Raw genomic sequence first — 25,636 nt, forward strand, 5'->3', positions numbered from 1 at the left:
CGAAATAACGCCTCACACCTCCTCTAGTGTATTGAGTTTTCCTATAACAATAAATTTCGCGCCATCACGCTAACGAGTACGGAGATAGCCCGTGAATGACAAGACATCGCACCCTTTAGCGGTTAAAACACCGCTTTCCAAACTTTACCTCGCTCTATTTTCTGCGCCGCTGCTGATGCTGGCGCCCGCCGATATCGCTCGCGCAGACGATGCCATTTTTGATGGCGACTCAAAAATTACCGAATCATTGGCCTACACCGGGGACGTTTACGTCGGCCGTAATCAAAGCGGCAACCTGCTGATCGAGAATGGCAAGATCAGCGCCTATAACATCAATATCGGCCGGATGTTCAACGGCCAAATTCATGAGAGCGTAGTCACGGTCCGCGGGCCGAATGCCGAGCTGAATGCGGTGAACGATCAGTTCGTGCTGCGCGGCGGCCTGAATCTGGGGCGGGGCACCTTGCGCGTTGAAGACGGTGCGTTGGCCAGCGCGAAAGAGATCGTGGTCGGCACGACCCGCGGCTACGACAGCCACCTTATCGCCACCGGCGCCGGTTCTCGCGTCACCAGCAATTTTCTCAGCGTCGGCACCGACTTAGGGGCGCGATCCACGCTGGCGATTGAAGACGGCGCGGTGCTGAACACCGCCTTTGACGCACGCATCGGCAATGGCAGCGGGCCGGGCGAGACCGATACGCTGAGCCCGAAAGCCACGGTCACGGGGGCCAATTCCCAGTGGAACGTCAGCCGCGCGCTCACGCTTTATGGCGATCTGGACGTGCTGAACGGCGGGGCGGTCAACGTCGGCGGCATTCAGGTGGCGGGCGTCTCCGGCGCGCGTAAAACTGCCGAGTTGACGATCGCCGGTAACGGTTCACGCGTGACCAGCGGCAGCAGCGTCAACGTCGGCGATTACGGCAATGGCGTGTTGGCGGTCATGGACGGCGGGACATTCTCCGCCGGCGGCAACGAAGTGGTGCTGGGTGAGACCGGCTCCGGCTCGAACCGCGGCGCGCTGATTATTGGCAGCCGCGGCAACATGGACACCGGCACCGGGTTGACCGAGCCGACGCTCGGCGCGGCGGGTGCCGCAGGCACTATCGATGCCCAGACGGCGATCGCCCTGCGGGGCGGGCTGTTCGGCAGCTATGTGTACTTTAACCATACCGACGGCAATTACGTCTTCAGCAACAAGATGAGCGGCGAAGGTGAGGTGATCAACACCGCCGGGCAGACGACGCTGAACGGCGATCTCACTGGGCTGCAGGCCAACGTCACCGCGCGCGGCGGTAAGCTCATCATCGCCAGCGATATCAATACCCAGAAAGAAGACGATATCTTCGAGATCCAAACCCTCAGCGCCGAAAACGGCGGCACGCTGATCCTCAACGCGACGGCGGGTTCCGACGTCAATAACGGGCAGGGCTACAGCAGCGCCGCGTCGATCAAGGCCGGTGGCACATTGGGCGGCAACGGCACGCTGGGCCAGACCGAGATCCAGTCCGGCGGCCATATCTCGCCCGGCGACGGTAATATCGGCACGCTGACGCTGAAACGCTACCTGAATTTTATCGGCGAATCCTTCTATGACGTCGATATCGCCGGTGACGGCCGCAGCGACCAGTTGCTGGTGGCGGGCAAAACCACCATTAGCGATCGGGCCAAGGTGCAGGTCACGGCGCTGGATCCGCAAACCAGCTATAAAACCGGCCAAAGCTACCGCATTCTGACCTCGGACGGCGGCATTGACGGCCAATTCGCGGCGGCGGTCTCCAAGTCTGCCTTCCTCGATGTGGCGTTGAACCACAGCGCCAACGCCGTGGATCTGACCATCGCGCAGAAAGACACGGGCGGTGAAAACCCAGGCGGCGAGAATCCGGGTGGAGAAAACCCAGGCGGTGAGAATCCAGGGGGCGAGAATCCGGGCGGTGAAAACCCAGGTGGTGAAAATCCGGGGGGCGAGAATCCGGGCGGGGAAAACCCAGGCGGTGAAAATCCGGGGGGCGAGAATCCAGGCAGCGGCAAGCCGGGCATTTTCCAAACGGTGGCCGAGAGCGGCAACCAGTGGAATACCGCCGGTGCGCTCTCGACGTTGGTGCAGAGCGGCCCTTCGCTGGCGCTGTACAACTCGCTGCTGCTGCTGAGCGCGCCGGAAGCGCGCGAGGCGTTCAATCAGCTGTCCGGCGAAGTCTATCCGTCGATGCAGTCTAACCTGATCGCCGGCAGCACCCAGCTGTTCAACGTGCTGAACCAGCGCATGCTGCGCCTGTTCGACAACGACAGCCTGCCGATACCGCCGTTGGCGATGTCACTGGTGCAACCGGCGCAGGCGCAAAACAGCGGCGTCTGGGGGCAGACCTTCAGTTCCTGGGGCAAAAACAGCGGCAACGGCAACGTGGGCAAGCTGGATGGCAACACCACCGGCTTCCTGTTGGGGGCGGATCGCAAGCTGGCGGACCATAACGTGCGCATCGGCGGCTACTTCGGTTACAGCCGCGGCGACTACGACGTCGACAGCCGCCGTTCCAAGGCTGATACCGACAACTACCACCTCGGCCTGTATGCGGCGGGGCAGCAGGATGCGTTCTCGCTGCGCGGCGCGCTGGGTTACACCTGGCACAAGATCGAAGGCAAGCGCAACGTCGATTTCAGCGGCTTCTCGGATCGGCTGAAGTCGGACTACGATGCCAACTCATTGCTGGCGTTCACCGAAGCGGGTTACCGTTTCGGCCAGCCGGAGATGAACGTCGAACCGTTCATTAACCTGAGCTATATCCGCCTGCATACCGACAGCTTCCAGGAGTCGGGTGGCGCGGCGGCGCTGAGCGTGCGCAATGAAACGATGAACACCTTCTACTCCACGCTCGGGGTGCGCGGCGTGACCGAGCTGCCGAAGAACGTCAGCCTCTATGGCTCGCTCGGTTGGCAGCATGCCTACGGCGATAAGAACACCTCATCGCGCATGGCGTTTGCCGGCAGTGACGCGTTCGTCACTCAGGGCCAGGCTGTGGATGACAACGTGATGGTGGGCGATATCGGCGTGAGCGTGAAACTGTCGCGCGCCGCGACGCTGGATGTTGGCTATCAGGGGCAATTCGGCGCCGATACCCGCGTTAATTCGGTCAACGCCAACCTGCGCTGGTCGTTCTGATTTTTCCTCTAGACTTCTCTGGTACTTGCAGGCCCGCTTGATGCGGGCCTTTTTTATGGTGAGGGCTCAGTGGCGGCCTGTGGCTGACTTTTATGATGAAAAAGCCCGCGCAATGCCGCTCACTTAAGCCTGAGTGGCATTTTTTTATCCAGCCTTTGGGCGTTCTGTGCAGGGGAATTGCCGTAAATGTCCCGCATTTCTCTGCGGCCAATATGAACGGCAATTGGAGGGGCCGATGGCGCGGCCCCTCCACCCGCGCCTTCGCTTAACACCATCTGTCCGCTACGCGGAAATTACTCGGCCCAGGGATGGGCTGAGTAACGTTGGCAAAGCCAACCGTCTGACAGGGCAAAGGCGCGGGTTGCCAGGGGGCGCGCCTTCGGCCCCTGGCTCGGTCGAGGTGCGTGAGCCACATGGGGCATCTCACTTTTATCGACCGAAAATGTCACGAACGCCTGCAGAAAAACGCTAACTGATCAGCATTGCGCGCAATGGCGGGCTTGGCGAGAAGAACGAGCGGGGGTTAACGCCCTTTTTTCTTGCGCCCTGGCTGGGTAAAGCGCTTGCGGCCGGCCGGCGCAGCGGCTTTGTCGGCGCCTTTCGGGCCGCCGGCACTCGGCTTTTTCGCCGCGGCAGGTTTGGCTGGGGCCTTCTTCGCCGGCTTGGCCTCGGACGAGGAGCCTTCAATCAGTTTGAACAGTTCAATCAGCTCGTCATCGGTCAGATCGCGCCATTCGCCCAGCGGCAAACCTTTCAGGCTGACGTTCATGATGCGCGTGCGTTCCAGCTTGGTGACCTCGTAGCCGAAGTGTTCGCACATGCGGCGGATCTGGCGGTTCAGCCCCTGCACCAGCGTGATGCGGAACACGAAAGGCGCCTCTTTCTTCACCTTGCACTTTTTGGTCACGGTGCCCAGCATCGGCACGCCGGCGCCCATGCCGCGAATAAACTCGTCGGTCACCGGCTTGTTGACCGTCACCAGATACTCTTTCTCGTGATTGTTGCCGGCGCGCAGGATCTTGTTGACCAGGTCACCGTGGTTGGTCAGAAAGATCAGCCCCTGTGAATCCTTGTCCAAACGGCCGATCGGGAAGATGCGTTTGCTGTGGTTGACGAAGTCAGCGATGTTGTCGCGCTCGCCGTCTTCGGTGGTGGTGACGATGCCGACCGGCTTGTTCAGCGCGATCAGCACCAGATCTTCTTCATTGCGCGGTTCGATCAACTGACCGTTAACCTTCACCACATCCCCGGCAAATACCTGAGCGCCAACGGTGGCGCGTTTACCGTTGATGAAAACGTTGCCCTGTTCGATGTATCGATCGGCGTCGCGGCGTGAGCAGATACCGCTCTCGCTAATGTATTTGTTCAGACGAATGGATGAGTTAGTCAGCATGGGATCTCCGTAAAACGCGGACTATACATTACCCGGATGACGCTGCGAAGCGAATCGTTAAGGCTTCCGGCCGTGATTCACGTTAGACGTTAAGGTATAGATTCTTTTTTTAAGCGGGTTAGGATAATAAAACAATTCAGACAGCGATGAGTGAGCATTAGTCGATAGGGAGCCTCTGCGGTATACAGAGCCGCGTATAAGGAATGGGTAGCATGAAAAAATATGTGGTTCTATTCACGGCCTGCTTCCTGGTCGGCTGTCCGGGGCCTGGCGATAAGCTGATTCCGCGCTTCCCCGCCGTCGTCACTGCCAAAGATAACCATGTCTGCATTCTTTCTTCTATGAAGGCGGGGGATAATATCCGCTTCGTTCAGATTTATAGCGAATCAGGCGATAAGCTCATTAAAGCTATTGATAATGACGTTTTCTACGTTGAACAGGGGGGCTGTCTGCCGGTATTCGACTATGCTTTTCGGCCAGGGAAGCGCTATTCCGTCGCCTACGATATACAGACACCCGAAGGTTCGCATTTGATTACCGCCGTATTTATGGTTGTCTCCGACGAACGGGGCAACCTGAGGGTTAACCATTAACGCATGTTCTTAGGTTCAGTTTGTTGGACTGCGTTAGGTTGTAGAATGAAAGGTTATGAAAAAATTTGCCCTGTTGCTCGCTAACGCATTGGCTGTTGTTGGGCTGGCTGTGCTGACAATAAAGTTTTTTCCTGTACCCAGGCTAAACCAGAACCAAACCGCTTGGCTGATTGACGCCAGTGGGTTTTTCCATTTTAACGATACGGAATGGTTTGGTGCGCTCGTTTTTGGCGCGGTTTATCTGCTGGCCGGGTGTCTGGAATGGCTCTTTATCCGCCAGGTTTTTCAGCGGGTGAGCTGCGGGTACCGCCACTAACTCTCATCACCGTTCCTCCACCTTCACCACCCGGGTATTCAGCGGGGTGAGCGTCTGCCCGGCGCTGCCGATCGGCGTCAGGCGCGGGACGGGGCGGCCGCTGTCGCTTTCCACCAGCGTTGAGTGCGCCTCTCCCTCGGCGAACAGATGATCTTCCCCCCACTGGCGCAGGCCGACGATCACCGGAAACAGCGCGCGGCCTTTCTCGGTCAGCACATATTCCTGATAGGCGCTGCCGTCTGCGGCGGGCACGATTTCCAGCACGCCGTGCGTCACCAGCGCGCGCAGGCGGGTAGCAAGGATGTTCTTCGCCATCCCCAGCCCTTTTTGAAATTCGCTGAAGCGGGTGACGCCGTCGAAGGCGTCGCGCACGATCAGCAGCGACCACCAGTCGCCAATCACATCCAGCGTGCGCGCCACCGGGCACGGCGCGTCTTCCAGGCTTTTACGTTTCACGACGGTTATCTCCAGTTGCATATTCTGGTTGCATTATAAAACCTCTACACCTAAAGTTCATTGAGTTTAATAATGAAACCAGATTGAGGTGTGCAATGAGCGACAAACTGCTGGATCCCCCCTGTGCGGTGCTGGAGCGCCTGCCGGCCCCCCTGGTGCTGCTGTTGGCCGCCGCTAGCGCCTTTAGCGTGGCCAACGTTTACTATGCGCAGCCGCTGCTGGACGCCATCGCCCATGATTTTTCCATCAGCCTGGCGGCGGTCGGCATGGTAATCACCGTGACCCAACTGGGCTGCGCGCTGGCGCTGCTGTTGGTGGTGCCGTTGGGGGATCGGCTGAACCGGCATTGGTTGCTGGCGGGGCAACAGCTGGGGCTGATCGGCGCGTTGCTGCTGGTGGGCTGGGCGCACAGCGCGCCCTGGCTGCTGGCGGGGATGTTGCTGGTAGGCTTATTGGGCACCGCCATGACGCAGGGGCTGATCGCTTTCGCCGCCGCCCTGGCGGCGCCGCAGGAGCGCGGGCGGGTGGTCGGCGCGGCGCAGGGCGGAGTGGTGTTGGGGCTGCTGCTGGCGCGCACCCTGTCCGGCACGCTGGCTGACGTTGGCGGCTGGCGCACGGTGTACTTCTTCTCTGCCGGAGTGACGCTGGTATTGCTGCCGATCTTGTCGCGCCTGCTGCCTGCGCCGCGTACCGCTCCCAGCGCGCTGAGTTATCCCGCGCTGCTGCGTTCGATGTTGAGCCTGTTGTTGCATGACCGCACGCTGCAAATTCGCGGCATGCTGGCGTTGCTGATGTTCGGCGCTTTCAGCCTCTTTTGGAGTTCGCTGGTGTTGCCGCTGAGCCAGGCACCGTTCAACTTCAGCCATGCCGCGGTGGGGGCGTTCGGCCTGGTCGGCGCGGTGGGCGCACTGGCGGCGGTGCGCGCCGGGCATCTGGCGGATCGCGGGCTGGGGCAGGCGGCCAGCGGCGTGTGTCTGCTGCTGTTGACGCTGGCCTGGCTGCCACTCGGTTTGCTCGGCAGCGGCCTGGTTTGGCTGGTGGCGGGCATCGTGCTGCTGGATCTGGCGGGCCAGGCGATCCACGTGCTGAACCAGAGCATGATCTTCAGCGCGCACCCGCAGTCGCACAGCCGGCTGGTGGGCTGCTACATGCTGTTTTACGCCGTCGGCAGCGGGCTGGGTGCCTTTGCCGGCACCCATATGTACGCCTGGGCGGGCTGGAGCGGCGTCTGCTGGCTGGGGGCAGGCGTCAGCCTGAGCGCGCTGCTGTTTTGGCGGCTGACGCTGCGCGGCATGCCGGGCTCATCGACGGCGGTGGAGCAGTGAAAGCTGGAAGCCCAGCGCACCGCACAACTGCTGAGGCGCGGTGAAGCCGCTTTCCGCCAGGAGGAGACGGCTGCGCGCCGCCGCCATCGGGTGCCAGTTGCGGCGTGTGCGTTCGATCACCTCCTGCGCCTGCGCCGCCGAGTGCCCGGCGCTTTGCAGCCAATGTTGGTAATGGCTGGCGGGCAGGCCATCCGGTTGATAGTCGAACAGCAGCAGCGGTGCGGCGGGGGAGAGGCGCTGCGCCAGCTGCTGCAGGAATTCCAGTTTGGCGCCATCGTCGGCGATAAAATGCAGCACCAATGAGCACACCGCCGCGTCGTGGCGGGTTTGCGGCGCTTGTTGTAGCAAGGTGGGCTGGAAGCTCACCCGTTGTGCGTAATCCGCGGCTTCAGCCTTGGCGCACGCGGCCGCCAGCATGCCGGCGGAGGGTTCCACGGCGCTGAAACGCCAGCTGGCGTTGGCGGCGGCCAGCGCCGACAGTTCGCTGCCGGTGCCGCAACCGGCCAGCAACAGCGTGGCGTCATTCGGCAGCGTCTGCGCGAGCGTCGCCGTCAGCAGCGCCTGAGCAAACTGATAGCCGGGCACCAGGGTCAGAATACGGCGATCGTAGTCCGCCGCCGCGGCATCGGGGAAGCGAGTATCCGTTTGGTGTTGCATAACCTTCCTTGCAAAGTTCATTGAGAGAGACAAGGAAGGGTATGCTTAACTGATAATGAAATCCATTATCATTAATGAGTTCTGTGACGGGAAAGGCGGCGTTAGCGGGCCGGCGAATGCATCAGGTAATAATCTTCTTCGCCGTCGTTGCCGGTAGAGATGATGCGCCAGCCGTGTTTGCGGTAGAACGCCAGCGCCTTTTCATTCTTCACCAGGCATTTCAGCGAGCCGGTGGCGGTGAAGGTAGCTTCCGCTGCCTGCAGCAGCGCACTGCCGACGCCGCGCGGCGGCTGATGGGGATCGACATACAGGTTATGAATGAAGTTGTCTTCGCGGTAGACGGAGACGAATCCCAGCAGCACGCCGCCGTCTTCCGCCACCCAAATCGCTTCGCCCAGCGTCGCGCCGTCGAAATCTTCCAACTGATAGTTTGAGGTATCGCGCCAGCCGAACGCCGCCTTGCGCGACGCCAGGTACAGCGTGCGCAGGAAAGGGCGATCGGTCTCTTGGTAGGGTCTTATCTGCATGGCATCTCCCGGTGGTTTGTGCTCACTATAGCGCATTGCGCGGCGTATGCTTGCCGGGCCAATTTATTCGCTTGTTTGTCCACGCCGCCGCTGGCATGATCCCCTGCAGGGATTAACGCAACGTTGATCACAACCTATTGATTTTCATGACTCGGGGTGCCCTTCTACGTGAAGGCTGAGAAATACCCGTATTACCTGATCTGGATAATGCCAGCGTAGGGAAGTCACGGCCGCCCAGCCGGCGCCGCCTTCTTGAACGCCGGTTGGGAGGAATATGATCGCTCGACCTGATGCACTACCCGGCGCGCGCGCCGCGGCCTGTCTGACCCAATTCCAACAGCGGCCTCCGCTGATCCACTGCCTGACCAACGAAGTGGTGCAATCGCTGACCGCCAACGTGCTGCTGGCGCTCGGCGCCTCCCCGGCGATGGTGGTGGAGCCGCAAGAGGCGGCGCAGTTCAGCGCGCTGGCCGACGGCCTGCTGATCAACGTCGGCACCCTCAATGCGCTGCGCGCCGAATCGATGCGGGCGGCGGTGGCCGCCGCCAATCAGGCCGGCAAGCCCTGGACGCTGGATCCGGTGGCGGTCGGCGCGCTCTCCTACCGCACCGCCTTCGCCAAACAGCTGCTGGACGAGAAACCGGCGGCGATACGCGGCAACGCCTCGGAAATCATGGCGCTCAGCGGGTTGCTGGCCAGCGGCCGCGGCGTGGACAGCGGCGACGATTCGCTGGCGGCATTGCCCGCCGCGCGTGAGCTGGCGCAGCGCAGCGGCGCGGTGGTGGCGGTCACCGGCGCGGTGGATTACGTCACCGACGGCCAACGTGACTGGGCGATCGAAGGCGGTTCCCCGCTGATGACGCGGGTGGTGGGCACCGGCTGCGCGCTGTCGGCGGTTGTGGCGGCGTTTTGCGCCCTGCCGGGCGATCGCCTGGACAACGTGGCGACTGCCTGCCGGGTGATGTCCCACTGCGGCGGTCTCGCGGCCAGACAGGCCGGCGGGCCGGGCAGCTTTACGCCGGCGTTCCTCGATGCCCTGTATCAGCTGCGCGGGGAGGATCTGTGATGAAACGCATTAACGCCCTGACCATCGCCGGCACCGATCCCAGCGGCGGGGCCGGCATTCAGGCCGATCTGAAGGCTTTCTCGGCGCTTGGCGCCTACGGCACCTCGGTGATCACCGCGCTGGTGGCGCAGAATACCCGTGGCGTGCAGTCGGTGTATTACATCGATCCGGCGTTCGTCGCCGCGCAGCTGGACTCGGTGTTCAGCGACGTGCGCATCGACAGCGTCAAGATCGGCATGCTGGCCAACGCCGACATCGTGCAGGCGGTGGCCGAACGGCTGCACCATTACCGGCCGGAGTTCGTGGTGCTGGACACCGTGATGCTGGCGAAAAGCGGCGATCCGTTGCTGGCGCCGGAGGCGGTGGCGTCTATTCGGCGCGAGCTGTTGCCGCGGGTGTCGATCATTACGCCGAACCTGCCGGAAGCAGCGGCGCTGCTGGCGTGCGCGCCGGCAGAAGATGAAGCGCAGATGCGCGAGCAGGGGCGGGCGCTGCTGGCGATGGGCTGCCGGGCGGTGCTGATGAAGGGCGGCCACCTGAGCGAAAGCGAGAGCCCGGACTGGCTGTTTACCGCCGAAGGCGAGCAGCGCTTTACCGCGCCGCGCGTCGCCACCCGCCACACCCACGGCACCGGTTGCACGCTCTCGGCCGCGCTGGCGGCGCTGCGCCCGCGCCATGCCGACTGGGCGGCTACGGTGGCCGCCGCCAAGGACTACCTGCAACAAGCGTTGCAACAGGCGGACACGCTGGAGGTGGGGCACGGCATCGGGCCGGTGCATCATTTCCATGCCTGGTGGTGAGTCAACTTTTTGTCGCAACCGTGGTCTGACTAGTTCAGGCCCGGTTTTATGGGCGAAACCTGATTTAACCTAGGGAGAAGGACTATGACGGGACACCAGGCGCTGCGTTGCGCCCTCTTCGGCGCACTGCTCAGCTTCAGCGCGGGCAGCTTTGCCCAGCAGATCGTCACCACGTCGGATTTGATTCAGCAGCCGGGGTATCAGGCCAGCTGGCAAAACATGGTGAAAGGCCAGGCGCGGATGCCGGGTTGGGCGCGCAAGGGCGTCGGCACCTCAACGCCGGCGCAGAATCTGAACTGGAAGGGCAAAGCGTATCTGGTCGGCAACCTGTGCAAACCGCACGACTGCGGCAACAACTTTTTGATCGTGGCGTTCAGCGCGGACAAATCCCAGGCCTGGGGCGTGCGGGTGGCAGTGGAAGATCGGCCGGAGGCCGTCGATCATCCGAAGAAGTATGCCAAGTACCAGTGGCTCGGCAAGCCGAATGACGACATGAAAGCGCTGCTGAAGCAGCAGTTCGAGAACAATCCCGACTGGAAATGATCTGACCGGGGGCGCCAATGATGGCGCCCCCGGCGTTGATCAGCCGATGCCGGCCTGATGCAGATCGTGCAGGTTGAGCGCCCCCACCAGCACGCCGTCCATATCGACCACCGGGGCCGCGCTGATGTGCTGTTCGTGCAGCGCTTCCAGCGCCTCGCCGGCGCGCCACTGCTCCGGCAGCCGATAGCCGGGGCGGGTGATCGCCGGGCTGAGCGGATCCTGCAGGCTGTTGCCCTTCACCAGCCAGCGGCGCAGGTCGCCGTCGGTAAATACGCCCACCACCCGCTGCTGCGCATCGCAGACCGCCACTAACCCGAGCCCGGTGCGGCTCAGCTCCAGCATCGCCTCCATCACGTTGGCGCTTTCGCTCACGCGCGGCAGGCGATCGCCGGTGCGCATCAGGTGATGCACGCGGTTCAGCAGGCGCGCCCCCAGGCTGCCGCCCGGGTGCGAGCGGGCGAAATCTTCCGCGTTGAAACCGCGCTGGCGCATCAGCGCCATCGCCAGGGCATCGCCCATCATCAGGGTGTTGACCGCGCTGGAGGTCGGCGCCAGCCCCATCGGGCAGGCTTCGCGCTCGACGCCGATATCCAACATGCAGGCCGCGGCCAGCGCCAGCGGTGACTCCTTGCCGCCGGTGATGGCGATCACCGGAATGCCGTTCTCCGCCAGCAGCGGCAGGATCAGATCCAGCTCTTTGGCGCGGCCGGAGTAGGAGATGAACACCACCACGTCGTCGGCGCCGATCATGCCGAGATCGCCGTGCAGCGCTTCCGCCGGGTGCACGAAGAACGACGGCGTGCCGGTGCTGGCCAGCGATGCGGCGATTTTCTTGCCGATATGACCGGATTTGCCGATGCCGGAAATCACCGCTTTGCCACGGCAGTTCAGCAGCAGTTCGCAGGCGCAGACGAAGTTGTCGTCCAGGCGCGCCAGCAGGCGTTGCGCTTCGGTCAGCTCGATCTCCAGCGTTTCGCGGGCGAAGGCGAGCAGGGCGTTGGCGTTACTCATCGGGGTCTCCTACCAGAAGGATATTGATGCCTTTCGCCTGCAGGGCGGCGAGGTAATCGGGGTTGATGTCTCGGTCGGTGATCAGCGTGTCGACGGCGCTGAGTTCGCACACCACGTTCGGGCTCTTGCGGCCGAATTTCGAGGAGTCTACCAACAGAATAATGCGGCCGGCGGCTTCGCACATCGCTTTGCTGACGTTGTGCACTTCGTTGAAGGTGGTGACGCCGGCGTTGAGATCGACGCCGTCCGCGCCGATAAACAGCTTGTCGAAGCTGAACTGCTGAAACGCCGATTCGGCCAGGCTGCCGTGGAACGAGGCCGATTTTTTGCGGTAGGTGCCGCCGGGCATCAGGATGGTCTGATCGTTGTCCAGCTCCACCAGCGCGTTGACGATGGTCAGGCTGTTGGTCATCACCGTGATGTTATTGAACTGCGCCAGGTGCGGCACCATCTGCAGCACCGTGCTGCCGGCATCGAAGATCAGCGAGTCGCCGTCGGCGATCAGTGCCACGGCGGCGCTGGCAATGTGGCGCTTTTTCTCGGTATTGATATGGGTTTTGCGGTCGATCGGCTGATCGCCGTCGTCGCGGCTGAGCACCACGCCGCCGTAGGTACGGATCACCTCGCCTTCTTCTTCCAGCAGGGTGAGATCCTTGCGGATGGTGGTGCCGGTGGTGGAGAAATGCTCGGCCAGGGCGTCCACTGCCGTTTTGCCATGCCGCTGCAGATATTCAAGGATAGCGGCCTGCCGCTGCTTTGGTTTCATCGCGATTCCCGTTCACAAGAGTTGGGCATTTCCCCTCGCTGAATAATTCACTATGAAAGGTAATGTCTTTTAATGTGAAAATATCACGATTTGGGTTCAATCGCTAACGATAGTGCAGACTGGCATGCGCGATCCTCGGGGAAGATCACATCCGGGCGCAAATCCCGCTGATGCAAACCGTGCAATCGAGGCAGTGGGCGGGGCCGAGCGAAGACGGTCAGGCCGCGCAGCAACAGGCTGCCGCACACCCGCCGATCGGCGTCGAAGGCCAGCGCCAGCACCACTCGCGGGCGGAAACGGCCGCCGGAACGGCCGACGCCGACGGCGCCCAGCCGGCACAGGCCATCGAAGGCACGGTTGAAGCGCTGCAGTTGCCACCAGCCGAAGGCGATTTGCAGCAGCCAGGCCAGCAGCGCGAAGGCGATCAGAGCTTGAGTCATGGGGTTCTCCTTAGGCCCCCTTCCGCCGAAGGGGGCGTCGATGGCGTCAGAACATCACCTGACCGCCGGTGATATTGATCGACTGGCCGGTGCAGTAAGAGGCCTTGTCGCTGGCGTAGAACAGCAGGGTGTTCAGCACGTCCTGGTAGTCGCAGCCGCGCTTCAGCGGCACCTTGTCGATGTAGTACTGCTCCACCTGGTCCGGCGCGATGCCCAGTTTTTGCGCGTACTGCGGCAGCAGCGACTGGAACATCGGCGACTTCAGCAGGTTGCCGAGCATCAGCGAATGCACGGTAATGCCGTACTCCGCCAGATCGAGCGCCAGCGACTGGGTCAGCCCCACACCGCCGAACTTGGCGGCGCTGTAACCGGAGTTGTGCTTGCTGCCGACCTTGCCGGACTTGGAGTTGATCTGAATGATGCGCCCGGCGATGCCGTCGCGGATCATCAGGCGCGAAAACTCGCGGGCGCAGAGGAAATAACCCACCAGGTTCACCTGCAGCGAGCGATCGAAGTCGCCCAGCGGGAAATCGGTGATTGGCGCCGCCTTGGCGATGCCGGCGCTGTACACCAGCAGATTAGCCTGGCCGAACGCCCGGTCAACCGCCGCCGCCAGCGCGATCACGCTCTGCTCGTCGGTGGCGTCGGCCTGAAAACCGCAGGCGCTGCCTGCGCCAAACGCTTCGTTGATCTGTTGTGCCACCTGATTGGCATTGTCGGCGTTCAGATCGGCCACCGCTACCCGATAACCGGCCTGCGCCAGCCCGTGGGACAAAAAGGCGCCTAACGTTTGGCCGCCGCCAATCACTACAGCTACTTCAGACATGGTCTACTCCTTATGCGATAAATGACAGCGTGCTGCCCAACGGGATATCGGTCGGCGTCGGGCCGGATACATGGATCGAGCCGGGGAATTCGGCTTCGGCTTCGCCGTCGAAGCGTACGGTGATGTGGCCCAGCTCGCGCAGGTTCTGCGTGGCGACGCTGCCAACGGCGGTGATGGCGTAGCGCTGCTGCGCCAGCTCCATCACGCCGCCGACCTGCAGCTCACCGGCGGTCGCGCCGTGGCGGTGGATGAAGCAGAACTCTTCGATATCCGCCGGCGCGCCTTCACGGAAGGTGATCAGCATGTTGTCCAGCAGCGCGTCGCGGGCGCAGCCACCGATCTGCGTGATGGTGGTGTGAAAAATGGTGTGCATAAACGTCTCCCTGGAAATCAGCTTATTGATAAATGAAGGCCGAGGCGGCCCAGGCGATCAACACCGTCGGCGCGCCGGTCAGGAAGCGGCCGACCAGCACCGAGGGCACGCCGACCCGCACGGTGTCCTGCTTGGCTTCCGCCAGCGACAGGCCGACCGGAATGAAGTCGCAGGCGGCCTGCGCGTTGATGGCGAACAGCGCGGGCAGCGCCAGCTGCGGCGGAATATGGCCGAGGCCGATCTGCACCCCGACCAGCACGCCGATCACCTGGGCGATAACCGCGCCGGGGCCGAGGAACGGCGACAGCAGCGGGAATGAGCAGATCAGCGCCAGCGTCACCAGGCCGATCGGGCTGTTGGCGAGCGGCGTCAGGCCGTGAGCGATAAAGTCCCCGAGGCCGGAGGCCATGATGATGCCGATCAAGGCCGAGACGAACGCCATAAACGGCAGGATGGTCTTCAGCACGGTGTCGATGGTGTCGCGCCCGGCCTGGAAGAACACCGCCACTACCGATCCCATGCCCATGCCGACCTTCGCCAGCAGCCCGTCGCTTTGCTCGGTAATCTTCTTGCTGGTGTCGTAGTCGCGCGCCTTGGGCGGCGCTGCAACGGTGGCGGCGGGTTGGCTATCTGCCGCTTCGATTCGACTGATGTTGTGGTCGCGTACGCCGGAGACATAGATGTCTTCGAGGATAAACTGCGCCAGCGGGCCGGACTGGCCGGTGGCGTGGATGTTGATCGTCGGAATGCGGCGTTTCGGATACAGGCCGCAGCGCAGGGTGCCGCCGCAGTCGATCACCGCCACCCCGATCTCTTCCGCCGGCGGCTCACCCTCTTTGAAGCCGTCGACGGCCGGCCAGCCGGTCAATTCGCTGAGGCGATCGACGATGGAAGGCCGGGTGCCGGCGGTGATGTACACCACTTTCTTGCCGGGCTCTATCGGCAGCTCCAGGGGGCCGCCCCAGCCGCTGGCGCCTTTTTCAATACGGATATAAGCACTCATGCTGCACTCCACGAATTAAAGTTGCACCTGGCGATCCAGACGGATGCCCATCTTGCGTTCGAACAGGCTGGTGGTCAGATCGGTGACCCAGCCGCGGAAGAAGTTGGTGAACAGCCCCACCAGGAAATAGCTCACCGCCAGCGGGCCGAGCGGCAGGCCGAGGGTGGTCAGGCCGCTGGCGATGCCGAGGTAAACGAACAGCTCGCCGGGATTGATGTGCGGGAACAGGCCGTTCATCGAGTGGCAGCTGTAGGAGGCCGCCGCGTAATAGCTCGGCTTGTATTTCTCCGGCATGAAGCGCCCCAGGCTGAGGGTCATCGGGTTGCAGAAGACAAAGGTGCCGATCAGCGGCAGCAGCAGATAACGCGACACGGGGTTGCCCGCGCAGCGCTGCGCCAATCGTTCGATACGTTCCTGGCCAACAAATTTGATCAGCGCGTTCATGATAACCAACAGGCTGATCAACAAAGGTAAAATGCCGGTCACCATGCCGACAAACACTTCACCGCCTTTCTGAAACAGGCCGATAAACCACTCGGCGCCGTGGGTGATTAGCTCAATCATTATGTTCTCCTGTAATGGACTGATATGGCCTGGAGCGAACGGCGGCTCTGTCGCCATGGGCCTTACAGTAGTCACTTTGTTGGGCCATTTGTTTTAAATAGATCACAATTTGAAAGATAAATATTTTATTTTGAAAGTTTAAAGTGAAAGAAAGAGAAGGTTGTCGGCGTCGGGTTTTAGGGGGGCGGGCATAAAAAAGCCCGGCGAACCGGGCTTTGGGTAGGGTGATTGACGGAAATCGCCGTTGTTAGTTTGTTTCTGTTACTGCTCGAGAATCTTTTGTATTGTCTGTACGGAAGCACCGTTTCTTTCGGCCGTTTGGGCCAGTTCTTGCTTTTGTTTGTCTTTTTCAGCGATTGCCATATCTTTGGCGGCGGCTATCGCGGCCAGGAAAATTTCTTTTTCCGCAGCGGTGAGCGGGCCTTGTAGTCTGGCTTCGCAGACGCGATACAACGTATCGCGGATAAAGTTTACCGTGGTGGTGCGCCGAGCCAGATCGACTACGGCGGTGCTGAACCCTGCATCTCCACTGACTTTTTGAATTTGTTCCGTGCTCATTTCAGCTTTCAGCGCGGCAATAACGGACTGCGCGACATCAGGCGGTGGAGCCACGCAGTACTTGATATTTGAGTCTGCGGGAATATAAATGGCGCTGCTTCTTGTTGAGTCATAGTCAAACCAATACGTTTCTCCAGGTTTCAACTCATGCTTAGAGGCCGGAGATTTAAAGAGCGCGCAAGACGATAGCGAAAGGATGAGCAGGGAGATGATGAGAATATTGACTTTCATGACAGCACCACCATAAAAACGTGGATTAATTAGCGTAAAACTTAGTCAAAAGTCCATAAATAACAATAGACTATAATAATTATTAATGCGCTAACCTTTTGTGTTTTCGGAAAAGGTGGGAAATTTGAAATTTGATAAGGCTAACTTTCAATCTTTAATGATTTATGTCGTTCTCTTTCGCATATTTGGAATAAAAAAAGCCCAGGGATATTAAATAAAAACTAATTCTTATTTTTGCTTATAAAATACATTCGGTTGCATTATTTCCTTGTCAAGACCTCCCTTGATGCACAAAAAAGCCCGGCGAGCCGGGCTTTGGGACAGGTGGTCCGTCACATCAGGCGATGGTGACCTTCTTGTCCAGGTAGGCGTCTTGCACGGCGTTGATCAGCGCCACGCCGTCTTTCATCGATTTCTTGAACGCCTTGCGCCCCAGGATCAGACCCATGCCGCCGGCGCGCTTGTTGATCACCGCGGTGCGCACCGATTCCTGCAGATCGTTCTCACCGGCGGCGCCGCCGGAGTTGATCAGCCCGGCGCGGCCCATATAGCAGTTGGCCAACTGGTAGCGCACCAGATCGATCGGGTGATCGGTGGTCAGCTTGGTGTAGACGCGATCGTCGGTATAGCCGAATTTCACCGCGCGGTAGCCGCCGTTGTTTTCCGCCATTTTCTGTTTGACGATGTCGGCGCCGATGGTGGCGGCGATGTGGTTGGCCTGGCCGGTCAGATCGGCGCTGGAGTGGTAGTCCACGCCGTCCTTGTTGAATGCCGGGTTGCGCAGATAGGCCCACAACACGGTGACCATGCCCAACTCATGCGCGCGCTCGAAGGCGATCGAGATCTCTTCGATCTGGCGGCGTGACTGCTCGGAGCCGAAGTAAATGGTGGCGCCGACCGCTACCGCACCCATGTTGAACGCCTGCTCGACGCTGGCATACAGGGTCTGGTCGTACTGGGTCGGGTAGCTCAGCGTTTCGTTGTGGTTGAGTTTGACCAGGAACGGAATTTTATGCGCGTAGCGGCGCGATACCGACGCCAGCACGCCGTAGGTGGAGGCGACGCAGTTACAGCCGGCTTCAATCGCCAACTCGACGATGTTCTTCGGATCGAAATACAGCGGGTTGGCGGCAAACGAGGCGGCGGCGGAGTGCTCGATGCCCTGATCGACCGGCAGGATCGACAGGTAGCCGGTGCCGGCCAGGCGGCCGTGGTTGAACAGGGTTTGCATCGAGCGCAGTACGCTGTTGGGGCGGTTGTTATCGATCATTACGCGGTCGACGAAGTCGTCGCCCGGCAGGTAGAGATTCTCGGCGGGGATAGTGGTACAGCGGTGTTGCAGCAGATCTTCCGCTTCCTTTCCTAGCAACTGCACAATATCAGTCATGATTCACTCCCGATTAAGCTTCTTCATACACCGGCAATGCAAGGGTTTTTGACCACCGGCGCAGTAAAAAAGCGGTGATTGAAGCTGTAAAGCGATACTACCGAACTGGATCCGGCAAGGACAAACAATAGATGCGATTGAGAGGAAATGCCATTAGCGAGGCCAAATACGCGGGGACGATCGCCCCCGGCGTGCTAAACGATTGATTATTCGATCTCGAACCACTGGGTGTTTTGCAGGGCGATCGGGGTGATTGAGTAGATCATCTCCTGCAGGTGATCGTGGATGGCGCGCTCCGCCGCCTCGGCATCGCGCGCTTTCAGCGCCTCGTAGATGCGGTAGTGCTGCTTGATCAGGCTCTCCGGCGGCGAGACTTCGCTCAGGCTGAGGAAACGCACCCGATCCATGGTGGCCTTGATGGTTTCGATGGTCTCCCACGCCAGCGGGCAGTCGGCGAACTGGGTCAGCAACTGGTGGAATTCGTCGTCCAGCGCCAGAAATTCGCGTGTCTGTCCGTTCTGCGCCGCCAGTGCCTGGCGGTGCAGGTTATGCTCCAGCGTCATCAGCTGCGCCGGGGTGGCGCGCTCCGCCGCGCGGCGCACGATGGCGCATTCCACCGCCTGGCGGATAAAGCGCCCGTCGGCCACGCGCTTGGCGGAGATTTTCATCACGAAGGTGCCGCGCTGCGGCAGGATCTGCACCAGGCCGGCCTCCGCCAGCTTGATAAAGGCTTCGCGCACCGGCTGGCGCGAAACGCAAAAGCGCGTGGAAATCTCTTTCTCGGACAACAGGGTGCCGGGGGGGATGGTGCAGTCGACGATATCCTTGCGCAGGAAGCGATAGATCTGCTGGTTGACCGGGACGTTGTTGGTGAGACTGTACGTTTCAGACATGGCGACAATCAGGCATTTGGCTGGAATTCGAATGCCACCATACTAGCAGATTATTGGTTGAGGGCGGGGGGATAAATCCACCCGCCGGGTAGGGTAACTCAGTGATGCCAATCCTGATATTCCTGCTTGCGCCGCCCAGGCGCGGTTTCCGGCATCAGGCTCAGGCCGATGGCCGACACCACGCCCAGCACCATCATGTAACCCGCCAGCCCGTAGTAGTGGCCGCCGGTCACCTGCAGGATCTTCACCGCCAACAGCCCGAGAATGCCGCTGCCGATCAGCGAGCCGATCTGCCAGATCAGCGCGATGCCGCTGCAGCGCACACGGGTGGGGAACAGCTCCGGGAAGTAGGAGGCCTGCGGCGCGTAGCACATGCTGTGGCCGAAGGTCAGCACCACGATCATGGCGATCTGCGTCACCCAGAAATTATCGAGGTTGATCGCCATAAAGAACGGCACGATGCACACCACCTGCAGCAGCGCGCCGGCGATGTATACCGGTTTGCGCCCCAGCCGATCGGAGAGGCGGCCCATCAGCGGAATGGCGAAAATCTCCAGCAGCACCGCCACGATCATCGCCTCCAGAAGAATGGTCTCGTTGAGGTGGTTGGCTTTGCCGTAGGCCAGCACGATCACCGTGAACATGGCGAAGGCGCAGGCTTCAATCAGCTTGGCGCACACCCCTTTGCCGATAAGGCCGGGGTAGCGGCGGGCCACTTCCACCACCGGCCGGCTCTCCACCGCCTTGGTGGCGCGGATTTGGGTAAACACCGGCGACTCGTCGATCTTCAGGCGAATAAACAGCCCGACGATCACCAGCAGCAGGCTGAGCAGGAACGGAATGCGCCAGCCCCAGTCCAGCATTTGCGCCGGCGACAGCACGGCGGTCAGCAGCGCGAACAACCCCGATGGCAGCAGGAAACCGGCGGGCGCGCCGATCTGTACCCAGCTGGCGTAGAAGCCGCGCCGTGGCGGCGGCGCGTATTCGGCGGTCATCAGCACCGCGCCGGCCTGCTCGCCGCCGACGCCAAAACCCTGCAGCACGCGGATAAAGATCAGCGCGAGCGGCGCCCAGATGCCGATCTGCTCATAGGTGGGCAGCAGGCCGATGCAGAAGGTGCCGAGGCCGACGATCAGGATGGTGATCACCAGCGCCTTTTTGCGGCCGACCTTGTCGCCGATGTGGCCGAACACGATGCCGCCCAGCGGACGCGCCAGGAAACCGACCGCGTAGGTGGCGAAGGCCGCCAGCGTGCTGATCAGCGGATCGGCGCTGGGGAAAAACAGCTGGCCGAAGAACAGCACCGCGGCGGTGCCGTAGGCGAAGAAATCATAGTATTCGGCGGCGGTGCCGATGGCCGAAGCGCTGGCGACGCGCCGCAGCAGCGGTTGATTGCCGGTATTGACGGCGTTATGCGTGGTGACGGTCATCGGAAACCTCCCGGTCGGTAAGCGGCAGAGCGGCGACGGCGGCTTTGGCCCCCAGGCTCAGCAGTTGATGATAAGCGTGGCTGACGGCGCGGACGAAGTCAGGCGAGTCGGGCAGATCCTGGCCGAAGACGCTGTCGAGCTGCAGCAGCGCCAGAACGCGGGGCCGGCCTTCCTCGCTGCCGGCGACCAACGCGGCGATGGGGTCGCGCAGTGGATCGCTGATGGCGATCGGCGCGCCTTGCTCATCGCGGCCGCCGACGTAGCGCATCCAGCCGGCGACGCCCAGCGCCAGGCAGTCGAAGCGGCTGCCGCGCGCCAGATGCCAGCGGATCGCGTCCAGTAGCCGCTGCGGCAGCTTTTGCGTGCCGTCCATGGCGATCTGCGCGGTGCGGTGCTTCAGCGCGCGGTTGCGGTAACGCCGCAGCAGCGAGTCGGCATACTGCGCCAAATCGACGTTCGGCACCTGCAGGGTCGGCGCCTGTTCCGCCAGCATCAGGTGACGGGCGGCGCGGACAAAATCCGCGTCCTGCATGCAGTCGCCGACGTGCTGATAACCGGCCAGATAGCCGAGATAGGCGAGGAACGAATGGCTGCCGTTCAGCATGCGCAGCTTCATCTCCTCATACGGCAGCACGTCGCTCACCAGCTCGGCGCCGACCTTTTCCCAGGCCGGTCGCCCCTGGGGAAAGCGGTCCTCAATGACCCACTGGCTGAACGGCTCGCAGGCCACGCCGACCTCATCTTCGACGCCGCCCAACCAAGCATGGAGCTGCCCGCGGGCTTCCTGCGTCATCGCCGGCACGATGCGATCCACCATAGTGGAAGGGAAGGCGACCTCTTGACGCACCCAGTCGGCCAGCGCCGGATCCTGCCGCTGCGCCAGGTCGAGCAGCACCTGACGCGTGACCCGGCCGTTGGCCGGCATATTGTCGCAGGACATCACGGCGAACGGCGGCAGCCCGCGTTCGCGGCGCAGGCGCAGCGCCGCCAGCAACAGCCCCGGCGCCGACTGTGGCTGCGCCGGGTGAGCGATATCATGCGCGATCGCCGGGTGTTCCGTCATCAGCCGGCCGCTGGCGGGCTGGTGGCAATAACCCTTTTCGCTGATGGTCAGCGAGACGATGGCGATCTCAGGCTGCGTCAGGGCCGCCAGCACCGCCGCCAGCCCGTCGGTTTGCAGGTGCAGCGCCTGGCGCACCACGCCGATGACCCGGCCCCGCCAGCCGTCGTCGTCCATCTCCGCCACCGAGAACAGCAGGTCCTGTTGCCGTAGGTCGGCGATCTTTTGCCGGCCGTGCTGCATGCTGATTTCGCAGTAGCCCCAGTCGCTGCCGTGCTCGCTGGCCAGCCTGTCGGCGTACATCGCCTGATGCGCGCGATGAAACGCGCCGAAGCCGATATGCACCATGCGCGGTTTCACGCGCTCACGTGCGTAGCCGGGCCGAATAATGGCGGCCGGCAGCACGCGGTGGTCGGAAAGTCTCATGTTCAATGTCCCTGGAGAGGTAAGCAAAGGGGCGAAGCCGCCCCGCCTGGCGTTATGGTTTTAAGATTTGCACGCCCGCCGTCGCGCGCGGCGCCTTGATCACCAGCAGCACCAGCAGCGCGCCCAGCGCGGCGACGCCGCCCGCCAGCATAAAGGCGCTGTCGAATTTGCCGGTGTTCTGCACGATGTAGCCGGTGACGATCGGCCCGATGATGCCGGAGACGCTGCCGATCAAATGAATGAACCCGCTGGCGCCGCCGACCCGGGATTTATGCACCACATCCTGGATGATCGCCCAGTAGAGGGCGCCGGTAATGTAGAGGAAGAAGATTGACACTGACATCAGCATCACCGCCGGCACCACGCTGCTGACGGTGCCTGCCAACGCTACGCACACCGCCGCCGCCAGCAGGCTGGTGACCAGAACGATCTTGCGCGATAGCAGCAATTTGCCGGTGATATTGAAGATTTTGTCGGAAATATAGCCGCCGAGCGCCAGCCCGACGAAGCCGACGATCCACGGGATCATCGTGGTCAGACTCATCTCCTTGATGTTCAGGTTGTGCGCCTGCACCAGATACGAGGGGAACCAGCTCAGGAAGAAGAACAGAATGTAGTTGTAGCAGAAGAAGGCGAAGGCGGTGACCAGAATGATCGGCTGCTTCAGGTAGTAACCCAGCCCGTGGGCGGCGTCGCTCAGCGCGCTTTCCTCGCCGAGGTTTTCCTGTTTCAACCGCGCGATCAGCGCCCGTTCTTCGGCGCTGACGCGCTGGCTCTTCGCCGGGTTATCCGCCACCACGAAGAACCACACCAGCATCCAGACGATGCCGATGGCGCAGATGATCATAAACGCCGGCCGCCAGCCGAACGCCAGCGCCAGATAGCCGACGATCGGCCCGGCCACCGCGCCGCCCAACGGCGAACCGGCGCTGAGCAGGCCCATGGCGGTCGCCGCCTGCTTCTTCGGGAACCAGCCGTTGATCATCTTGTTGGCCGAGGCGCAGATCGGCCCTTCGGCCATGCCGAACAGGACGCGCAGGATCAGCATCGAGTAAAAACCGGTGGCGATCGCCGTCATGCCGCAGAAAATGGACCACAGACCGACCGCTACGCCCAGCACCAGCGTCGGGCCGAAACGATCGACCGCCAGCCCGCCGATGAAGTTGAAGATGGCGTAGCCGAAAAAGAAGCTGCCGAAGATCAGGCCGAACTGTTCGGCGTTCAGCATCAGATCCTGTTCGATCATCGGCACGGTGATCGACAGCGCTACGCGATCGAGGTAGTTGATCATGTAGACCATGAACAGCAGGAACACGATGGTCCAACGCAGGTTTTTAAACATAAAGCACTCCACTGGGTGTCGTTTTAATCGTGATGCTTCGTTGTTTGCACGGGCGGCGGGTGCCGCCCAATGCCCCGATGCGGCCTTGGCGTTACTCGAACTGCAGCAGCACCTTGCAGCAGGTGCGCTGATCCCGCTCGAACATCAGCATCGCCCGTTCGACGTCGTCGGCGGGCACGCAGTGGGTGAGCAGCCGCTGCGGGTCTAGCTTGCCGTCCGCCATCCAGCCGATCACCTGCGGGAAGCGCGCGCTGTTCAGGCGCGAGGAGAAGATCGACAGCTCCTTGCTGGTGATGCTCTGCTGGGTCAGGGTGCAGGCGTCGCCGGAAAAGCCCATGATGCCGATGCGCGCCGCCGGCGAGGCAAGATTGATCGCCTCCGGCAAAATGGTGGGGTGACAGGCGGCATCGACGATCAGCGTCGGCTGAATGCCACGCTGCTGCAGCGCCTGCGGCAATGCGGCCTCGGCGTTGTTGAACGTCTCGTCGGCGCCGTTGGCCCGCGCCATGTCCAGCCGCTCGGCGATGCGATCGACGACCCACACCTGCTTGACGCCGTACACGCCTTTCAGCGTCTGGATCACCGTGAGCCCCATCGGCCCGGCGCCGTAGATCAGCGCGATGTCGTCGGGGCGCGGTTGCAGATGGGCGGTGATGTTGGCGGCGATGGTGAAGGGTTCGATCATCGCGGCGTGGCGATCGCTGATGGCGGGCGGGACCGGATAGGCGTTGCGCGCCGGCACGCAGGCGTAGTCGCTGAAGCCGCCGTCGCGGTGTACGCCGATCACCTGCAGCGAGGTGCAGACGTTAGGGCGGCCGACCGAACAGGGATAGCAGTGGCCGCAGCTCACCACCGGGTCTACCGAGACGCGTTCGCCGAGGCGCGCCGGATCGACGCCTTCGCCCAGCGCCTCGATCAGGCCGAAGAACTCGTGGCCGATCACCCGCGGATAGCGGGCGAACGGGTTATGGCCGTGATAGATATGGACGTCGGAGCCGCAGATGCCGGCGAATTTCACCTTGACCCGCACTTCGCCGGCCGCCGGCTGCGGCAGCGCGCGCGTCTGCAGCGTCAGGCGCCCGGGCTGTTCGATCACGACGCTGCGCATGGTGTTTACCAGTTCCATAAGGTGCCATCCTCCAGACGCGCGACCGGCAGGTAGGCCGGTTCATACGGGTAACGGGCCGCCAGCTTCTCATCGAACTCGATGCCGATGCCCGGCTTGTCGCCCGGATGCATATAGCCGTCGTCGAACGTCCAGCTGTGCGGGAACACCTCGAGCATCTGCTCGGAATAGCCCATGTATTCCTGCACGCCGAAGTTCGGCACCCACAGATCGAAATGCAGCGCCGCCGCCATGCAGATCGGCGACAGATCGGAAGGGCCGTGGGAGCCGGTGCGCACCTGATACAGCGAGGCGAAGTCGGCGATGCGCCGCATGCCGGTAATGCCGCCCGCGTGCGTCAGGGTGGTGCGGATATAGTCGATCAGCTGCTCTTCAATCAGCTGTTTGCAGTCCCAGATGCTGTTGAACACCTCGCCGACGGCGATCGGCGTGACGGTATGCTGGCGGATCAGGCGGAAACAGGCCTGGTTTTCCGCCGGCGTCGGATCTTCCATCCAGAACAGGCGATACGGCTCGGCGCTTTTGCCGAAGCGCGCCGCTTCGATCGGCGTCAGGCGGTGGTGCATGTCGTGCAGCAGGTGTTCGTTGAAGCCGAACCTGTTGCGCACCGCGTCGAACAATTTGGGGGTGAAATCGAGGTATTTTTCCGTCGACCACAGCTGCTCTTCCGGCCAGTCGCCCTTGGTGGCCGGCTCATAGGCCTGGCCTTTGCCCTTGGCCATGCCGTAGGTGGTTTTCATGCCCGGTACGCCGCATTGAACGCGGATCGCCTTGAAGCCTTGCTCTTTATGTTTGGCGTAGTCGTCGAGCACCTCGTCGATCGAGTGGCCGGTGGTGTGGCAATACACCATCACTCCCGAGCGCGACGCGCCGCCCAACAGCTGATACAGCGGCATGTTGGCGGCCTTGGCCTTGATGTCCCACAGCGCCATGTCGACGGCGGAAATGGCCGACATGGTCACCGGGCCGCGCCGCCAGTAAGCGCCTTTGTAGAAGAATTGCCAGAGGTCTTCGATCCGCTGCGCGTCGCGGCCGATCAGCTGCGGGCAGAGGTGATCTTTCAGGTAAGAGGCCACCGACAGTTCACGCCCGTTCAGCGTGGCGTCACCGAGGCCGACGATGCCGTCATCGGTGGTGATCTTCAGCGTGACAAAGTTGCGCCCCGGGCAGGTGACGAACACCTCGGCGTTGACGATTTTCATAACCTTCACATCCTGTAGCTGCGGAGAGATAGCGCGAAAATACGCCATGAACTAACTACCATACAAGTATGAATTAATGATTTTGCCGGAGAGGATCACATTTGATCGCGAGTGGAAGCGGATAAGCGGAGGGGGAAAAAGCGGGGCGCAGCGGCTGCGCCCGACAAG

Annotated in this window: 26 protein-coding genes and 1 riboswitch; of the genes, 7 read left to right on the top strand and 19 right to left on the bottom strand. The window is 61.9% G+C overall.

Annotated features, from left to right (window positions below):
* The first annotated feature begins 91 nt into the window (after positions 1-91).
* Positions 92-3,154 (top strand): autotransporter domain-containing protein, encoded by a 3,063-nt coding sequence (locus C9411_RS20600; RefSeq protein ID WP_107227818.1) that lies wholly within the window; start codon positions 92-94, stop codon positions 3,152-3,154.
* A 523-nt stretch (positions 3,155-3,677) separates the two neighbouring features.
* Here C9411_RS20600 and rluF read toward each other — a convergent pair.
* The gene (gene rluF, locus C9411_RS20605) at positions 3,678-4,547 is read right to left on the bottom strand and encodes a 23S rRNA pseudouridine(2604) synthase RluF (protein WP_063990524.1); all 870 of its coding nucleotides are present in this window, start codon (positions 4,545-4,547) and stop codon (positions 3,678-3,680) included.
* 212 nt (positions 4,548-4,759) lie between these two features.
* On the opposite strand from rluF, the gene C9411_RS20610 reads away from it, so the two are divergent.
* Entirely contained in the window at positions 4,760-5,140 is a 381-nt protein-coding gene (locus tag C9411_RS20610; protein ID WP_107227819.1) for a putative T6SS immunity periplasmic lipoprotein, read from the top strand.
* Positions 5,141-5,195: 55 nt separating this feature from the next.
* Positions 5,196-5,456, top strand: coding sequence for a DUF1158 family protein (locus tag C9411_RS20615; protein WP_107227820.1), 261 nt, complete (start codon positions 5,196-5,198; stop codon positions 5,454-5,456).
* Positions 5,457-5,462: 6 nt separating this feature from the next.
* Here the strand turns inward: C9411_RS20615 and C9411_RS20620 are convergent, their stop codons facing one another.
* Positions 5,463-5,912, bottom strand: a complete 450-nt coding sequence (locus C9411_RS20620) for a helix-turn-helix domain-containing protein (RefSeq protein ID WP_033648951.1) — start codon at positions 5,910-5,912, stop codon at positions 5,463-5,465.
* A gap of 95 nt (positions 5,913-6,007) precedes the next feature.
* Here C9411_RS20620 and C9411_RS20625 point away from each other — a divergent pair, with 95 nt between their 5' ends.
* Positions 6,008-7,237 carry an MFS transporter gene (locus C9411_RS20625; RefSeq protein WP_107227821.1) on the top strand — a complete coding sequence of 410 codons (1,230 nt, stop codon included), beginning with the start codon at positions 6,008-6,010 and terminating at the stop codon, positions 7,235-7,237.
* Here the strand turns inward: C9411_RS20625 and C9411_RS20630 are convergent.
* On the bottom strand, positions 7,214-7,894 hold the full coding sequence (locus tag C9411_RS20630; protein ID WP_107227822.1) for a methyltransferase: 681 nt from the start codon (positions 7,892-7,894) through the stop codon (positions 7,214-7,216). The two genes, C9411_RS20625 and C9411_RS20630, sit on opposite strands and share 24 nt — an antisense overlap.
* A 101-nt stretch (positions 7,895-7,995) precedes the next feature.
* Positions 7,996-8,421, bottom strand: a complete 426-nt coding sequence (locus C9411_RS20635) for a GNAT family N-acetyltransferase (protein ID WP_060424902.1) — start codon at positions 8,419-8,421, stop codon at positions 7,996-7,998.
* Positions 8,422-8,563: 142 nt separating this feature from the next.
* Positions 8,564-8,660: riboswitch (TPP riboswitch) on the top strand.
* A 35-nt stretch (positions 8,661-8,695) separates the two neighbouring features.
* Here C9411_RS20635 and thiM point away from each other — a divergent pair.
* The 3 genes from thiM (at position 8,696) to C9411_RS20650 (ending at position 10,830) form a co-directional block, all read left to right on the top strand.
* Entirely contained in the window at positions 8,696-9,487 is a 792-nt protein-coding gene (gene thiM / locus C9411_RS20640) for a hydroxyethylthiazole kinase (RefSeq protein ID WP_060423150.1), read from the top strand.
* Positions 9,487-10,287 carry a bifunctional hydroxymethylpyrimidine kinase/phosphomethylpyrimidine kinase gene (gene thiD, locus C9411_RS20645; RefSeq protein WP_107227823.1) on the top strand — a complete coding sequence of 267 codons (801 nt, stop codon included), beginning with the start codon at positions 9,487-9,489 and terminating at the stop codon, positions 10,285-10,287. Before thiM ends, thiD begins: the two co-directional genes overlap by 1 nt.
* A gap of 84 nt (positions 10,288-10,371) precedes the next feature.
* Positions 10,372-10,830 carry an inhibitor of vertebrate lysozyme family protein gene (locus tag C9411_RS20650; protein WP_107227824.1) on the top strand — a complete coding sequence of 153 codons (459 nt, stop codon included), beginning with the start codon at positions 10,372-10,374 and terminating at the stop codon, positions 10,828-10,830.
* A 39-nt stretch (positions 10,831-10,869) separates the two neighbouring features.
* On the opposite strand, the gene gutQ is transcribed toward C9411_RS20650, so the two are convergent.
* The 15 genes from gutQ to manD all read right to left on the bottom strand — a co-directional run bounded on the left by gutQ (position 10,870) and on the right by manD (position 25,468).
* Positions 10,870-11,841 (bottom strand): arabinose-5-phosphate isomerase GutQ, encoded by a 972-nt coding sequence (gutQ, locus tag C9411_RS20655; RefSeq protein WP_107227825.1) that lies wholly within the window; start codon positions 11,839-11,841, stop codon positions 10,870-10,872.
* Entirely contained in the window at positions 11,834-12,607 is a 774-nt protein-coding gene (locus C9411_RS20660; RefSeq protein WP_033635559.1) for a DNA-binding transcriptional repressor, read from the bottom strand. Before C9411_RS20660 ends, gutQ begins: the two co-directional genes overlap by 8 nt.
* A gap of 83 nt (positions 12,608-12,690) precedes the next feature.
* Positions 12,691-13,047 carry a transcriptional regulator GutM gene (gene gutM, locus C9411_RS20665; protein WP_033648849.1) on the bottom strand — a complete coding sequence of 119 codons (357 nt, stop codon included), beginning with the start codon at positions 13,045-13,047 and terminating at the stop codon, positions 12,691-12,693.
* A gap of 46 nt (positions 13,048-13,093) precedes the next feature.
* Positions 13,094-13,873 carry a sorbitol-6-phosphate dehydrogenase gene (gene srlD / locus C9411_RS20670; protein ID WP_033648848.1) on the bottom strand — a complete coding sequence of 260 codons (780 nt, stop codon included), beginning with the start codon at positions 13,871-13,873 and terminating at the stop codon, positions 13,094-13,096.
* A gap of 10 nt (positions 13,874-13,883) precedes the next feature.
* Complete coding sequence (srlB, locus tag C9411_RS20675; RefSeq protein WP_004941520.1) at positions 13,884-14,246, bottom strand: PTS glucitol/sorbitol transporter subunit IIA; 363 nt, start codon at positions 14,244-14,246, stop codon at positions 13,884-13,886.
* 22 nt (positions 14,247-14,268) lie between these two features.
* Positions 14,269-15,249 (bottom strand): PTS glucitol/sorbitol transporter subunit IIB, encoded by a 981-nt coding sequence (locus C9411_RS20680; RefSeq protein ID WP_063990514.1) that lies wholly within the window; start codon positions 15,247-15,249, stop codon positions 14,269-14,271.
* 15 nt (positions 15,250-15,264) lie between these two features.
* Positions 15,265-15,813, bottom strand: a complete 549-nt coding sequence (locus C9411_RS20685; RefSeq protein ID WP_004941528.1) for a PTS glucitol/sorbitol transporter subunit IIC — start codon at positions 15,811-15,813, stop codon at positions 15,265-15,267.
* Positions 15,814-16,074: 261 nt separating this feature from the next.
* Positions 16,075-16,602: a hypothetical protein gene (locus tag C9411_RS20690; protein WP_063990513.1), complete on the bottom strand. Its 528-nt coding sequence runs from the start codon at positions 16,600-16,602 to the stop codon at positions 16,075-16,077.
* Positions 16,603-16,939: 337 nt separating this feature from the next.
* Complete coding sequence (gene fbaB / locus C9411_RS20695) at positions 16,940-17,989, bottom strand: class I fructose-bisphosphate aldolase (RefSeq protein ID WP_033635553.1); 1,050 nt, start codon at positions 17,987-17,989, stop codon at positions 16,940-16,942.
* Positions 17,990-18,195: 206 nt separating this feature from the next.
* Positions 18,196-18,882 (bottom strand): GntR family transcriptional regulator, encoded by a 687-nt coding sequence (locus C9411_RS20700; protein ID WP_107227826.1) that lies wholly within the window; start codon positions 18,880-18,882, stop codon positions 18,196-18,198.
* A gap of 98 nt (positions 18,883-18,980) precedes the next feature.
* Entirely contained in the window at positions 18,981-20,312 is a 1,332-nt protein-coding gene (locus C9411_RS20705) for an MFS transporter (protein ID WP_107227827.1), read from the bottom strand.
* Positions 20,293-21,798 (bottom strand): mannitol dehydrogenase family protein, encoded by a 1,506-nt coding sequence (locus C9411_RS20710; protein WP_107227828.1) that lies wholly within the window; start codon positions 21,796-21,798, stop codon positions 20,293-20,295. The genes C9411_RS20705 and C9411_RS20710 overlap by 20 nt, the downstream gene beginning before the upstream one ends.
* Positions 21,799-21,850: 52 nt before the next feature.
* The gene (locus tag C9411_RS20715; protein ID WP_107227829.1) at positions 21,851-23,140 is read right to left on the bottom strand and encodes an MFS transporter; all 1,290 of its coding nucleotides are present in this window, start codon (positions 23,138-23,140) and stop codon (positions 21,851-21,853) included.
* A 91-nt stretch (positions 23,141-23,231) separates the two neighbouring features.
* Positions 23,232-24,248: a Zn-dependent oxidoreductase gene (locus tag C9411_RS20720; RefSeq protein ID WP_080473415.1), complete on the bottom strand. Its 1,017-nt coding sequence runs from the start codon at positions 24,246-24,248 to the stop codon at positions 23,232-23,234.
* Positions 24,249-24,253: 5 nt separating this feature from the next.
* The gene (gene manD / locus C9411_RS20725) at positions 24,254-25,468 is read right to left on the bottom strand and encodes a D-mannonate dehydratase ManD (RefSeq protein ID WP_049213350.1); all 1,215 of its coding nucleotides are present in this window, start codon (positions 25,466-25,468) and stop codon (positions 24,254-24,256) included.
* Between the last annotated feature and the right edge of the window lie 168 nt (positions 25,469-25,636).

Source organism: Serratia sp. Nf2 (assembly GCF_003028435.1).
Lineage (GTDB): Bacteria > Pseudomonadota > Gammaproteobacteria > Enterobacterales > Enterobacteriaceae > Serratia > Serratia marcescens_L.

What these genes read in the sequence shown, in the direction of transcription:
- rluF (WP_063990524.1), bottom strand. Translation starts at nt 4,547, where the DNA reads ATGCTGACTAACTCATCCATTCGTCTGAACAAATACATTAGCGAGAGC.
- C9411_RS20610 (WP_107227819.1), top strand. Translation starts at nt 4,760, where the DNA reads ATGAAAAAATATGTGGTTCTATTCACGGCCTGCTTCCTGGTCGGCTGT.
- C9411_RS20615 (WP_107227820.1), top strand. Translation starts at nt 5,196, where the DNA reads ATGAAAAAATTTGCCCTGTTGCTCGCTAACGCATTGGCTGTTGTTGGG.
- C9411_RS20625 (WP_107227821.1), top strand. Translation starts at nt 6,008, where the DNA reads ATGAGCGACAAACTGCTGGATCCCCCCTGTGCGGTGCTGGAGCGCCTG.
- C9411_RS20630 (WP_107227822.1), bottom strand. Translation starts at nt 7,894, where the DNA reads ATGCAACACCAAACGGATACTCGCTTCCCCGATGCCGCGGCGGCGGAC.
- C9411_RS20635 (WP_060424902.1), bottom strand. Translation starts at nt 8,421, where the DNA reads ATGCAGATAAGACCCTACCAAGAGACCGATCGCCCTTTCCTGCGCACG.
- thiM (WP_060423150.1), top strand. Translation starts at nt 8,696, where the DNA reads ATGATCGCTCGACCTGATGCACTACCCGGCGCGCGCGCCGCGGCCTGT.
- thiD (WP_107227823.1), top strand. Translation starts at nt 9,487, where the DNA reads ATGAAACGCATTAACGCCCTGACCATCGCCGGCACCGATCCCAGCGGC.
- C9411_RS20650 (WP_107227824.1), top strand. Translation starts at nt 10,372, where the DNA reads ATGACGGGACACCAGGCGCTGCGTTGCGCCCTCTTCGGCGCACTGCTC.
- gutQ (WP_107227825.1), bottom strand. Translation starts at nt 11,841, where the DNA reads ATGAGTAACGCCAACGCCCTGCTCGCCTTCGCCCGCGAAACGCTGGAG.
- C9411_RS20660 (WP_033635559.1), bottom strand. Translation starts at nt 12,607, where the DNA reads ATGAAACCAAAGCAGCGGCAGGCCGCTATCCTTGAATATCTGCAGCGG.
- gutM (WP_033648849.1), bottom strand. Translation starts at nt 13,047, where the DNA reads ATGACTCAAGCTCTGATCGCCTTCGCGCTGCTGGCCTGGCTGCTGCAA.
- srlD (WP_033648848.1), bottom strand. Translation starts at nt 13,873, where the DNA reads ATGTCTGAAGTAGCTGTAGTGATTGGCGGCGGCCAAACGTTAGGCGCC.
- srlB (WP_004941520.1), bottom strand. Translation starts at nt 14,246, where the DNA reads ATGCACACCATTTTTCACACCACCATCACGCAGATCGGTGGCTGCGCC.
- C9411_RS20680 (WP_063990514.1), bottom strand. Translation starts at nt 15,249, where the DNA reads ATGAGTGCTTATATCCGTATTGAAAAAGGCGCCAGCGGCTGGGGCGGC.
- C9411_RS20685 (WP_004941528.1), bottom strand. Translation starts at nt 15,813, where the DNA reads ATGATTGAGCTAATCACCCACGGCGCCGAGTGGTTTATCGGCCTGTTT.
- C9411_RS20690 (WP_063990513.1), bottom strand. Translation starts at nt 16,602, where the DNA reads ATGAAAGTCAATATTCTCATCATCTCCCTGCTCATCCTTTCGCTATCG.
- fbaB (WP_033635553.1), bottom strand. Translation starts at nt 17,989, where the DNA reads ATGACTGATATTGTGCAGTTGCTAGGAAAGGAAGCGGAAGATCTGCTG.
- C9411_RS20700 (WP_107227826.1), bottom strand. Translation starts at nt 18,882, where the DNA reads ATGTCTGAAACGTACAGTCTCACCAACAACGTCCCGGTCAACCAGCAG.
- C9411_RS20705 (WP_107227827.1), bottom strand. Translation starts at nt 20,312, where the DNA reads ATGACCGTCACCACGCATAACGCCGTCAATACCGGCAATCAACCGCTG.
- C9411_RS20710 (WP_107227828.1), bottom strand. Translation starts at nt 21,798, where the DNA reads ATGAGACTTTCCGACCACCGCGTGCTGCCGGCCGCCATTATTCGGCCC.
- C9411_RS20715 (WP_107227829.1), bottom strand. Translation starts at nt 23,140, where the DNA reads ATGTTTAAAAACCTGCGTTGGACCATCGTGTTCCTGCTGTTCATGGTC.
- C9411_RS20720 (WP_080473415.1), bottom strand. Translation starts at nt 24,248, where the DNA reads ATGCGCAGCGTCGTGATCGAACAGCCCGGGCGCCTGACGCTGCAGACG.
- manD (WP_049213350.1), bottom strand. Translation starts at nt 25,468, where the DNA reads ATGAAAATCGTCAACGCCGAGGTGTTCGTCACCTGCCCGGGGCGCAAC.